Raw genomic sequence first — 11,206 nt, 5'->3', positions numbered from 1 at the left:
CTTGTTCTATTTGCCTTCGGAAGACAAAAACCGGCGCGCTGAAGCAGCTCCACCGGCCGGCATTATGGGTTTGGTTTTATGGCGACGGAGTCCGTCCATTCTGCGACGGCAGCGACGCCAGCAGATTTTTCAGCAGCTCAAGCGCCGGGAAGCGGAATCCCTTCAGCGTCTGCTCGTCATATCGCTTGGCCAGATCGGCCTTGCCGGGCGCAAAGAATGCGCCGACGGCGAAGAGGGAGAGCGCGCCACCCCGCGCGGCGAGCACGAGCGGCCGATCATCGGGATTCCCACTCATCAGGATGGGCGCACAGGCGGACAGGCAGGCGATGGAACTACCCGCATGCGCGAGGACGACGTACGCGTCCGAAAGCCCCAATTCGTCTTTCGCGGCTTTGATATAGCCGCCGCGCGCGTATTCCTCCTCCGGGCAGACGCGGTTCAGCGCACCGGCGCAGAGTATGACCCACCGTTCTTCCGGGGGCAGGGCGTTCTGCGCGACGAGCAACGTACCGCCGACGGATTCGATCGTCTTGTTTGCAAACTTTCTGATAAACGCCGCTTCTCCGACCGAGAACGGCGTGACGCCAATTTGGCCGCGCACCACATGGTGTTGTTTTGCTCCGGGAACGAAAGCAACCGCGGGCGTCAGCCCGCTTTGCACGAGCAGGCCGTCCGCCCCCTCTGTCTCCTTAAAAGAGAGAACTTCTCCGGCGCCGTTGAGGACGTGCGTAAGCAGCGCCTGTGTGTAGAAGGCGCGATAGCGCCTCTTGTAAAGCCCCCGGGAGACGAGATGAAAGACGCAGGAAAATACGATCATCGGATAAGCGACAGGCCAGCGTGAAACCAGCGCGAACAGGGAAATGAAGAAGAGGAGCATCGAGAGCAGCAGCATGGACCGCTCCCTCCTGCGCAAATCGGCCAGGGCCTTTCCCTCCATAGCTTGCATCAGAAAACCTCCAATCGGCCAGAAACGGCAGCAGCGACGAACATATATGTTATAGTTGTATTATATCATACCACATGGAAGGGAACGCGTCTATCCCTGAAATGGCCGGATGTTTCGGCGGCCGCCGTCTTTGTTTGCGCCGCCGGTGAAATTCCGCGCATCAAACCATATTTTGCGCCTCTGTTTTTCAGGTGTGTACGGAACTGCTTAAATTTTACGCGACAAATTTCGCATTTGTACTTGACAAGTGCGGTCGAACGAGTTTATACTTCAGTCAGATGTATGACAAGTAACAACATGACGGACGAGGACGCTTTGGATGGATTTTGTAAAGATTGAAAAGGTGAACCTTGTAGACGCTGTCTGCCAGCAGCTTCGGGACATGATCGTTTCGGGAAGATTTCCGGAGGGCACTAAGCTTGAGAGCGAAAACAAGCTCGCTGAATCCTTCAGCGTAAGCCGCGTCGTCATCCGTGAGGCGCTTCAGCAGCTCCGAAGTGAGAAGCTGATCGTCACGCGCCAGGGGGTCGGCACCTACGTAGCCAACCCGACCAACTTTACGATCAACACGCAGTCGATCGACTTGACGGAGGAAATGTATCGCGATTTCCTGCACTTTCGCGAGAGCGTCGAGTACAGCGCCGTGTCCCTTTCAAAAGCCGCGGCGACCGAGAGCGATTTTGATGAGCTGGACAAGTGCGTCGCCGCGATGAAGAGCACGCGCGACGACAGCCGGGTCTTCAGCGACACGGACTATAACTTTCATCTTGCCGTCGTCCGCTGCGCGCACAACGTCTTCCTCGAAAACGCGGTGAAGGCCAACCGTCAGTTGCTCGTGTTTGTCTTTGAGGCGATGAACGAGCTGCCCAGCGCGGACACGTTCGGCATCGCCTCCCACGAAGAGCTCGCGACGCTCCTGCGCAAGCGCGACGTGAAGGGGGTCATCCGGAGCTATGACGAGATGGGGCGCTACAACATCGCCCGCCTCGCCGAGTTTTTCAAGAACAGAGATTGATTCTCTGTATTTACGGATACTTGTATGACATGTGATAAACACACATCATGCCTCGTTTGCTCGACAAAGCGTATGCAACGCCCTGGAAGGGCGTTGAAAATAAAAGGAGGAACCCCCATGAAAAAAATTGTTGCTCTGTTCGTTGCCGCGTTGATGGTCTTTGCCTGCACCTTCGCGCTCGCAGACTATCCGGAGAAGGCCATCGAGATCATCATCCCGGCAAACCCCGGCGGAGACACCGACACGACGGTTCGCGCCATCTCCCAATCCCTCACCGAGATCCTCGGTCAGCCCGTGGTCGTCACGAATATGGCCGGCGGCGCCGGCTCTGTCGCCATGAACGAAGTGGCGAACCGCGATGCGGACGGTTACACCGTGTTCTATCATCACGTCGACACGCTGCTCCTCGAGCTGCTCGGCCGCATGGACGAGGGATGGAAGTGGGAAGACGCGCTGGACATCTCGGCGGTTGCCGGCGGCGGCAACACCTACTGCCTGTTCGTGCGCAAGGACAATAAAAAGGGCATCGAGACGTTTGAGGATCTGGTCGCCTACGCGAAGGAAAACCCGTACGACCTGACCTACGCGGTTGAAATCGGCGGCACGCTGCACATGCACGCGCTGGCCATGATGGACGCGCTGGACATCGAGGTCGACTGCGTAGACCTCGGCTCCGCGTCCGACCGCAACGTCGCGTTCCTGGGCGGCCAGGTGGACATCCTCGAAGCGCTTTACAGCCAGGGCGAGGAGTACATCGAAAGCGGCGACTTCATCCCGCTGTTCGTCTTCGGCAACGAGCGCAACTCGAACTTTGCGGACATCCCGTGCTCCGACGAGCTGGGATTCCCCTTCGGCGCGGAATGGTTCTACTATTTCGGCTTCAAGAAGGGCACCGATCCGGAAATCGTCGCCAAGTTCACCGAGGCGGTCGGCCAGGCCATCGAGATGGAGCCGTACAGCAACGCGCTGGCGCTGTATGACTTCCGCGCGAACTTCCAGCCGGGCGAGGACGGCGTGGCCTTCATGAAGGGCGTTCAGGAGGTCTATCGTCCGATGGCTGAGGCGCTCATGGGCAACTGATTTACGGAAGCGTGCGGCAGGTATCCATTGCGGTGTCTGCCGCACTTTTTCTATCGGAGGTTTGGCGTATGCAGGAAAACAAGAAAAAGAATTTTCAGGATCTGATATCCGGAATCGTCATCATGGCCCTGGCCGCGTTCTTCTTCTGGACGACTTTCGGCACCAAGTCCTTCCTGGGCACCGGCCGCGGGCGTACCGCGCCGGACACGATCCCCAAGATCGTGGCTGCGGCGATGTTCGTCATCGGCGCGGTCATCACCCTCAAGTGGTTTATCGCGATGAAGAAGGGCACGCTGCCCAAGGTCGAGGACGCTGACGGCACCGAAGACTGCGCGGGCATGGACGACAGGGAAATTGCCAACCGGCGTCTTTTTCAGAAGATCACGATGCCCGTCACGCACGTCCTCGTCTTTTTCTACATCCTCGCGATGCCGCGCGTCGGCTTCACGATTTCGACGTTCTTCTTCCTGACGCTGCAGATCACGCTTCTGTCCATCGACTTTTCCTGGAAGAGCTGGGGGAAGAGCGTCGTGATCGCGCTGCTCGCTTCCGTCGGGATCTATCTCATCTTTGGATGTGCGTTCGGCCTCGCCGTGCCCAAGGTTTCGTTCGTCGACCTGGGTCTGGGCAGCCTTTACCGGGCGATCTTTGGCTGAGCCGCATCCGGCATCGTCCTCTGGATGCGGAAAACTTCAAATATGAGGGATCAAATGTAGGAGGCAAACTGATGTTACAGCTCTTTGCACAGGGATTCGCCCAGATGGCCAACGTGCTCTGCGTCGGCATGACGGCCTTCGGCGTCTTCCTGGGGGTCATGTTCGGCTGCGTTCCCGGCCTGAACGGGAACACGGCGCTTGTTCTGGTTCTCCCTCTGACGTATAAGCTGCCCCGCATGGCGGCGTTCGCCCTGATCATGGGCATCTATATCGGCTCCTGCTCCGGCGGGCTGATCTCCGCAATTCTGCTCAACATCCCCGGCGCGGCCTCGAACGTCGCGACCCAGTTCGACGGCGCGCCGATGGCCCGCAGGGGCGAAGCCGGCAAGGCGCTCGGCGTAGGCATCTTCTATTCGTTCCTGGGCTCGCTGATCGGCTTTGCCGCGCTGTTCTTCCTGTCCGGCCCGGTGGCGAATATCGCGATCAATTTCGGCAAGGCGGACTACTTCTGGATGGCGATCTTCGCGCTTACGATGGTCGTTTCCCTCTCCAGCCAGAACCTCTGGAAGGGCCTGGCGGTCGCCTGTCTGGGTCTCCTGTGTTCGTTCATCGGCGCGAGCGCGGTGGACGGCTCCACCCGCATGACGATGGGCATGCACGCGCTGGACGCGGGCATCGACCTGATTCCCGCGCTGATCGGTATCTACGCGGTAGGAGAGCTGATCAACGCCTCGAAGGCGTTCGACAGGAAGGTCAAGCCCGTCGCCAACTACAAGATCAAGGGTTTTGGCTTTTCCGGCGCGGAGTTCAAGAGCCAGACGGGCAATATGCTCCTCTCCGGCGCGGTCGGCGCGTTCATCGGCATCCTGCCCGGCATCGGCGGCATGACGGCGAACCTGGTCGCCTATTCGATTTCCAAGTCGACCTCCAAGCACCCGGAAAAGTACGGCACCGGCTACATCGGCGGCCTCGTGGCGTCCGAAACCGCGAACAACGCCTGCGTCGGCGGCGCGATGATCCCGCTGTTCGCGCTGGGCATTCCGGGCGACACGTTCACCGCGGTCATGCTGGGCGCGATGATGGTGCACGGCCTGCAGCCCGGTCCGCTGGTCATGACCAAGAACGCGGACTTCATCTACGGCATCTTCGTGGCGCTTCTGCTGGCGAACCTGCTGTGCGTGACGCTGCAATACTTCGGCATCAAGATCTTCGTGCGCCTGCTCGCGGTGCCCAAGCACATCCTGCTGCCCATCATCATGGTGCTCTCGCTCGTGGGCGCGATCGCCATCAACAACCGCGTCTTCGACGCATGGGTTGTCCTGGCGTTCGGCATCGTCGGCATCGTCATGAACAAGCTTAAATTCCCCATTACACCGATTATACTGGGCTTTATCCTGGGGCCGCTGGCGGAAGAAAACCTGCGGCGGGCGCTGATGCTCAGCAGAGGCGCGCTGCTTCCGCTGGTCAGCAACCTGCCCTCGATCATCCTGATCTGCCTGTCCATCCTCTCCTTGGCCATTGCGCCGCGCCTGATGAAGCGCGAGGCTGCGGCAAAGGCGGAAATGGACAAGACGGCGGACGCGTGAGCGGGGCACGGCTGATTCAAAGGAGGCTATTGCTTGGAGAATTATAATGTTTTGCTGCGCGGGGACGAAGGCGCGCTCAAGCGTGCGCTTTACAAGTCCATGGGTTTTACCGACGAGGCGCTCAGCCGCCCGCTGATCGCCGTGGTGAATTCCTATACCAACGCGACGCCGGGACACGCCAACCTCAACCAGCTCGCCGATCAGGTGACGCGCGGCATTGAAGCGGCCGGGGGCACGGCCATGACGTTTTCGACGATCGCGCCGTGCGACGGCATCGCCGAGGGGCACATGGGAATGCGCTACATTCTCCCCTCCCGAGACGTGATCACCGCCTCCGTGGAGTGCATGGTGCGCGCGCACCGCTTTGACGGCATGGTGCTGCTGGGCTCCTGCGACAAGATCGTGCCCGGCATGCTGATGGCCGCGGCGCGGCTCGACATCCCCGCGATCTTCCTGAACGGCGGCCCCATGTATCCCGCGCGCTATCGGGGCAGGGACTACGACGGCAACATCGTCACGGAGTCGATCGGCTGGAAGCAGCGCGGCGAGATCGACGCGGAGGAGTTCCGCCGCATCGAGAACCTCGCGGAGCCGTGTGTCGGTTCCTGCGCCATGCTCGGCACCGCGAACACGATGGGCATGGTCGCGGAGGCTTTGGGCATGTCCCTGCCCGGTTGCGCCGCCATCCCGGCGGTCGACGCCAAACGGATGCAGGCGGGCTATGAGACGGGCCGCGCGGTGATGGAGCTGGTCAGAAAGGGCATTCACGCGCGGAAGATCATCACGCGGGAAAGCGTGGAGAACGCCATCGCGCTCATCATGGGCACGGGCGGATCGACCAACGCGATTATGCATTTGCAGGCTATCCACCGGGAAGCGGGGCTGGGCGATCTGCCGCTCTCGCGCTTTGACGAGATGAGCCGGAATGTTCCGCAGGTCGCGTCGGTCTATCCCGCCTCGCCTTACGACATGGTCGACTTTTACCACGCCGGCGGCGTCCCGGCGGTGCTTGCCGAGCTGAAGGAGCATCTGCACCTGGATTGTGTCACCTGCACGTGCAGGACGCTGGCGGAAAACCTTCAATCGGTTCGGACGCCGGACACGCGCGAGGTCATCAGAACCGCGCGCGAGCCCTTTTCTGAGACGGGCGGCGTCGCGGTGCTGACGGGCAATTTATCGCCCCTCGGCGCTGTCGTCAAGCCCGCGGCCGTCCCCGCGGACCTGATGCGCTTTCGCGGAAAGGCGCAGATTTTTCAAGACGAGCAGGAATCAGTTCAGGCCATCTGGTCAGGCAGGGTTCAGCCCGGCACGTGCATCGTCCTGCGCTACGAGGGCCCCAAGGGAGGGCCGGGCATGCCGGAGATGTACCGGCCGATGAAGGCGCTGGAGGGGATGAACCTGTCGTCCAGCTGCGCGCTGATCACGGACGGGCGCTTCTCGGGGAGCAACCGCGGCCTGTTCGTCGGGCACATTTCGCCCGAGGCCTACGAGGGCAGCGCGCTTGCGCTGGTCGAGGACGGGGATGAGATCGAAATCGACATCCCGAACAGGCGCATTGAACTGCGCGTGCCGGAGGAAACCCTGCGCGGGCGGAAAGCGCGCTGGACGAGGCCGCGCAAGGAGATTCCGGACGGTTATCTGAAGGTCTATCAGGCGATAAGCAAATCGGCGGCGGAAGGCGCCGTAGTAGGAGCGAACGATGTTGACGTGGAAGAATGACGATGAACTGTTTGCCATCATGCGGCGTGACCTGTACTCCGCCGTCATCGGCGATATTCTGGACCAGATGGGAAGGTACCATCAGTTTCTCCCGATGGAGATTCAGCCGATCCGCGAGGACATGGTCGTCTGCGGGCGGGCGATGACGGTGCTGGAGGAGGACCTTCCCCAGATCGGCGAGCCCGTCCCGAGCGAACCGACGTTTGGCTATATGCTCGACGCGCTGGATGGGCTGCAAAAGAACGAGGTGTACATCTGCTCGGGGTCCTCGCCGGATTACGCGGTGGTGGGCGAGCTGATGTGCACGCGGATGCAGGCGTGCGGCGCGGTTGGAACGGTGATGAACGGCCCGCACAGGGATACGCGCGGCATTCTGGAGCTGGATTTCCCGTGCTTCAGCCGCGGGCGGTATGCGCAGGATCAGGCGCCGCGCGGGCGCGTGACGGCCTGGCGCGTTCCGATCGACGTGGGGGATGTGCACGTCTGCCCGGGGGACATCGTCTTTGGAGACCTTGACGGCGTGGTCGTGATTCCGCGCGAGGTCGAGGCCGAGGTCATCTCGCGCGCGTGGGAGAAGGCCACCGGTGAAAAGACGGTCGGCAAGGCGATCCGCGCGGGGATGAGCGCCGCCGACGCATTCAAAAAGTACGGCATTTTGTAAGAATAGGGGTAGAGATCATGAAGATCGCGAAGATTGAACTGTTCAAGGTTCCTCCGCGCTGGCTGTTCCTGAAGATGACGACCGATGACGGCCTGACTGGCTGGGGCGAGCCCGTCTGCGAGGGCAGGGCGGACACCGTCGCCGCGGCGGTGAAGGAACTGGGGGCGCAGCTGATTGGACACAGCGCCACGGACGTCGAGGATGCATTTCAGCTGATGTATCGCACGGGATTTTACCGTGGCGGCCCCATCCTTACCAGCGCCATTTCGGGCATCGAGCAGGCCATGTGGGACATCAAGGGCAAGGCGCTCGGCGTACCGGTCTACGAGATGCTGGGCGGCAAGGTGCGCGACCGAATCGAGGTGTACCGCTGGATCGGCGGCGATCATCCGCGCGATACCGGCGAGGCGGCGAAGGAAGCGATCGCGCAGGGCTATCGCGCCGTCAAAATGAACGGCACGGACGAGCTGCGCTGGATCGACACCTATGACAAGCTGGAAGCGACGGTCGCCCGCGTGGCGGCGATCCGCGAGGTCGCGCCGGACATGCGCATCGCGGTGGATTTCCACGGCCGCGTGCACAAGACGATGGCCAAGCAGCTCATCCACATGCTCGAGCCGTACAACCTGATGTTCGTGGAGGAGCCGGTGCTCTGCGAGAACGAGGACGAGTTCCTCGAATTTGCCCGCACGTGCCATACGCCGATTGCGACAGGCGAGCGAAATTTCACCCGCTGGGGGTTCAAGCACATGCTCACGCGCGGCGGCGTCGACATCCTGCAGCCCGACGTGAGCCACTGCGGCGGCATTCTGGAGGCGCGCAAGATCGCGGCCATGGCGGAGGCGTTCGACGTGGCGGTCGCGCTGCACTGCCCGCTGGGACCGATTGCGCTGGCGGCCTGCCTGCAGGTCGACTTCTGCTCGCCCAACGCGTTCATCCAGGAGCAGAGCGCGGGTATCCACTACAACGCGGGCTACGACCTGCTCAACTACATTCGCAATCCGGAAGTGTTCACGTATAAGGACGGCATGTGCGGCCTGCTGACCGGGCCGGGCCTTGGCATCGAGGTGAACGAGGAGTACGTGCGCAAGATGGCCGAAAGCGGGCACGATTGGCACAACCCGATCTGGCGCGACAGCGACGGCATCATCGCCGAGTGGTAAGCCGTCGCTGCCCGGCGCCGGGAGAGCGGCTCTGATTGCCCGGGAAGCCGGCTTACGATCGTTGCCCGGCTTCCCGCTTCGCTTTTTATCGTGTACGGAAAGGAAGAAAAAGCATGAACAGAAGTCATGACGAAGTCCTTGAAATCATCCGCCGGGAGCACCTGGTCGCGATTCTGCGCGGCCTGCCGATGGACCGCATCGACGGCGTCGTCCGTGCGTTGATTGCGGGCGGCGTGCGCGTGCTGGAATTTACGTTTGACCACGACCGGGAGAACTATCTGCGGGAGAATGCGGACAAGATTCGCTACGTGACGGAGCACTACGGCGATACCGTCGCGGTGGGCTGCGGCACGGCGCTGAGCGTCCACGAGGTCTCGGCGGCACATGAGGCCGGCGCGGGGCTGGTCATCTCCCCGGATGTAAACATCGAGGTCATCCGCAGGGCCCGCGAGCTCGGCATGGTCTCCATGCCCGGCGCGCTGACGCCGACGGAGATCGTCACCGCGTGGAACGCGGGCGCGGACATCGTCAAGCTCTTCCCGGCGGGCGAGCTCGGCGTGGGCTACATCAAGGCTGTGCGCGGGCCGCTGAAGCATATTCCGATGAGCGCGGTGGGCGGCGTCAAGCCGGATAACGTCAGGGACTTCCTGAATGCGGGCGTCTGCGGCTTCGGCGTGGGCGGGCCGCTCGTCCTTGCGGACGCGGTCAGGGAAGGCGACTACGCGGCGATTGAGGCGCGCGCAAAGGCGTTCACCCAGGCGATTGCGGCGTGGGAGGCGGAAAAATGAGCGCGACGATCATCGTGGACTGCGGCACGACCAACCTGCGCTGCATGCTGTTGGGCGGGGACGGCCGGGTTCTCGCGCGCGGCAGCCGTTCCGGCGGCGTGCGCCATACGGCGATCGATGGACACAACGGCAGGCTCAAGGCGATGCTCGCCGAGTGCATGGAGGAGGTCCTTCAAAAGGCCGGATTGCAGATGGGGGACGTGTCGCGCTGCGTAGCTTTCGGCATGATCACGAGCAACGTGGGCCTCTTGGAGATTCCGCATCTGATCGCCCCCGTCTCAGCGGAAGACCTGCGGCGCGGCATGCGCACAGAGCGCTTTCCGCAGATCGCGCCGTTTGAGATTGCCTTCATCCCGGGCGTCCGCAACTTCGCCGGCAGCGTGACGCTCGAAAACTGCTCCGGCATGGACATGATGCGCGGCGAGGAGACCGAATCGATCGGGCTCTATGACCTGCTGAGGCCGCGGCAGGAGAGCGTGTTCATCCTGCCCGGCTCGCACAACAAGTTCGTCCGCGTCAGCGCGAAAGGGGAGATCCTCGGCTGCATGACCTCCATCTCCGGCGAGCTGCTCGACGCGGTCACGCACGGCACGATCCTGGCCGACGCCGTCGGGCGCGCGTTCGCCACGGAGGAGGACTACGACGCGGAGATGGCGTGCAGGGGCGCGATGGAATGCCTGCGCTGCGGGCTGGGGCGCTCGGCGTTTGCGGGGCGCATCCTCAATCAACTGGGCGGCGTAGAGAGCGTTCGCCTGCGCAGTTACCTGCTCGGCGCGGTGCTCGCGCAGGATGCGCTGGCGCTCCAGGCATTTATCCCGGACGTTTCGTCTGTAAAGGTTTATATCGCGGGCAAGATGCCCCTGCAGCGCGCGATCAGGGACGTATTGGGCGCGATGGGCATCGAAGACGCCGAGCAGGTGCCGTCGGAAATTTCGGGCAAAATGGGCTTGCACGGCGCGATGAAAATCGCGGGAGTTTGACGCGAAGAATTGCCCAGCAGGAACACAGAATGGCCGGTTCGCAGATTTTTGCGGCCCGGCCTTTCCTGTTTTACGCCTCTTTTCCGCCGCGCTTCCTCGCGGGCCTTCGGGCCTCGATTTTTGCGTTCGCCCCGGCTGCATAAATCGAGGAAGGCGAGGAAACGATTGGAAGGGAGGAGCGTGATGACCTTTGGAGGTTCGCATAAGCGACGAACGCCGGCTGGTGGAGGTCTGGCTGACCAACGCGGAAAAAGACGATCCCGCTGTGCGGGAAAGCCTGAGGCCCCTCTATGCAAAGTACAAGCTGAAAAAATATCTGGTCGCCGTGTATGCGTCCGGCGGCTGCGATCTCTATCAAAGCACGCTGAACCTGCTTTCCTACAATCAAAAGCGGCTTGCGGAACTGGCTGTCCGGCACGAGCAGCAGCAAAATTTGCCGCTTTGAGAAAAAGAAAAAACGGGAGGACGAGGCGCCCTCTCATTTCAGCCGATTGACAGGGTATCGGGATGCAGATGGGAGGGCGGGCGCTCTCCCATTTCTTTGGCTTAGCGCTTGTAATATCGGCCGCATTGCGTTACAATGTTATCTGATACAGGAATGGATAGAATCAC

11 protein-coding genes are annotated in these 11,206 nt (G+C 61.7%); 10 read left to right on the top strand and 1 reads right to left on the bottom strand.

Annotated elements, in window-relative coordinates; genetic code table 11:
- Nucleotides 1-76 precede the first annotated feature (76 nt).
- On the bottom strand, nt 77-946 hold the full coding sequence (locus tag C1725_RS15780) for a hypothetical protein (protein ID WP_146009271.1): 870 nt from the start codon (nt 944-946) through the stop codon (nt 77-79).
- A 319-nt stretch (nt 947-1,265) separates the two neighbouring features.
- Between C1725_RS15780 and C1725_RS15775 the strand changes: the two genes are divergently transcribed.
- From C1725_RS15775 to C1725_RS15730, 10 genes are all read left to right on the top strand, one after another.
- Complete coding sequence (locus tag C1725_RS15775; RefSeq protein WP_102412593.1) at nt 1,266-1,961, top strand: GntR family transcriptional regulator; 696 nt, start codon at nt 1,266-1,268, stop codon at nt 1,959-1,961.
- 117 nt (nt 1,962-2,078) lie between these two features.
- Nucleotides 2,079-3,041, top strand: coding sequence for a tripartite tricarboxylate transporter substrate binding protein (locus C1725_RS15770; RefSeq protein ID WP_346026731.1), 963 nt, complete (start codon nt 2,079-2,081; stop codon nt 3,039-3,041).
- Between the two features lie 68 nt (nt 3,042-3,109).
- A complete protein-coding gene (locus tag C1725_RS15765) occupies nt 3,110-3,697 on the top strand; it encodes a tripartite tricarboxylate transporter TctB family protein (RefSeq protein WP_102412590.1) in 588 nt (195 codons plus the stop codon).
- A gap of 71 nt (nt 3,698-3,768) precedes the next feature.
- Nucleotides 3,769-5,283: a tripartite tricarboxylate transporter permease gene (locus tag C1725_RS15760; protein WP_346026730.1), complete on the top strand. Its 1,515-nt coding sequence runs from the start codon at nt 3,769-3,771 to the stop codon at nt 5,281-5,283.
- A 33-nt stretch (nt 5,284-5,316) separates the two neighbouring features.
- The gene (gene ilvD / locus C1725_RS15755; protein ID WP_102412587.1) at nt 5,317-7,002 is read left to right on the top strand and encodes a dihydroxy-acid dehydratase; all 1,686 of its coding nucleotides are present in this window, start codon (nt 5,317-5,319) and stop codon (nt 7,000-7,002) included.
- Nucleotides 6,983-7,663, top strand: coding sequence for an RraA family protein (locus C1725_RS15750; RefSeq protein ID WP_102412585.1), 681 nt, complete (start codon nt 6,983-6,985; stop codon nt 7,661-7,663). Before ilvD ends, C1725_RS15750 begins: the two co-directional genes overlap by 20 nt.
- 17 nt (nt 7,664-7,680) lie before the next feature.
- Complete coding sequence (gene dgoD / locus C1725_RS15745) at nt 7,681-8,826, top strand: galactonate dehydratase (RefSeq protein WP_102412583.1); 1,146 nt, start codon at nt 7,681-7,683, stop codon at nt 8,824-8,826.
- Between the two features lie 113 nt (nt 8,827-8,939).
- Nucleotides 8,940-9,614, top strand: a complete 675-nt coding sequence (locus C1725_RS15740; protein ID WP_102412581.1) for a bifunctional 4-hydroxy-2-oxoglutarate aldolase/2-dehydro-3-deoxy-phosphogluconate aldolase — start codon at nt 8,940-8,942, stop codon at nt 9,612-9,614.
- Nucleotides 9,611-10,594, top strand: coding sequence for a 2-dehydro-3-deoxygalactonokinase (locus C1725_RS15735; RefSeq protein ID WP_102412579.1), 984 nt, complete (start codon nt 9,611-9,613; stop codon nt 10,592-10,594). The genes C1725_RS15740 and C1725_RS15735 overlap by 4 nt, the downstream gene beginning before the upstream one ends.
- A 190-nt stretch (nt 10,595-10,784) precedes the next feature.
- A complete protein-coding gene (locus C1725_RS15730; RefSeq protein WP_102412577.1) occupies nt 10,785-11,039 on the top strand; it encodes a hypothetical protein in 255 nt (84 codons plus the stop codon).
- The last annotated feature ends 167 nt before the right edge of the window (nt 11,040-11,206 follow it).

Origin of the sequence: Beduinella massiliensis (assembly GCF_900199405.1) — a bacterium.
Lineage (GTDB): Bacteria > Bacillota > Clostridia > Christensenellales > Aristaeellaceae > Beduinella > Beduinella massiliensis.
Note: the sequence above shows the minus strand (reverse complement) of the source record. Positions and strands in the feature narration are given on the sequence as shown.

Coding starts and splice junctions, on each gene's coding strand:
- C1725_RS15760 (WP_346026730.1), top strand. CDS start 3,769: ATGTTACAGCTCTTTGCACAGGGATTCGCCCAGATGGCCAACGTGCTC.
- C1725_RS15775 (WP_102412593.1), top strand. CDS start 1,266: ATGGATTTTGTAAAGATTGAAAAGGTGAACCTTGTAGACGCTGTCTGC.
- C1725_RS15770 (WP_346026731.1), top strand. CDS start 2,079: ATGAAAAAAATTGTTGCTCTGTTCGTTGCCGCGTTGATGGTCTTTGCC.
- C1725_RS15740 (WP_102412581.1), top strand. CDS start 8,940: ATGAACAGAAGTCATGACGAAGTCCTTGAAATCATCCGCCGGGAGCAC.
- C1725_RS15750 (WP_102412585.1), top strand. CDS start 6,983: ATGTTGACGTGGAAGAATGACGATGAACTGTTTGCCATCATGCGGCGT.
- dgoD (WP_102412583.1), top strand. CDS start 7,681: ATGAAGATCGCGAAGATTGAACTGTTCAAGGTTCCTCCGCGCTGGCTG.
- C1725_RS15735 (WP_102412579.1), top strand. CDS start 9,611: ATGAGCGCGACGATCATCGTGGACTGCGGCACGACCAACCTGCGCTGC.
- C1725_RS15765 (WP_102412590.1), top strand. CDS start 3,110: ATGCAGGAAAACAAGAAAAAGAATTTTCAGGATCTGATATCCGGAATC.
- C1725_RS15780 (WP_146009271.1), bottom strand. CDS start 946: ATGCAAGCTATGGAGGGAAAGGCCCTGGCCGATTTGCGCAGGAGGGAG.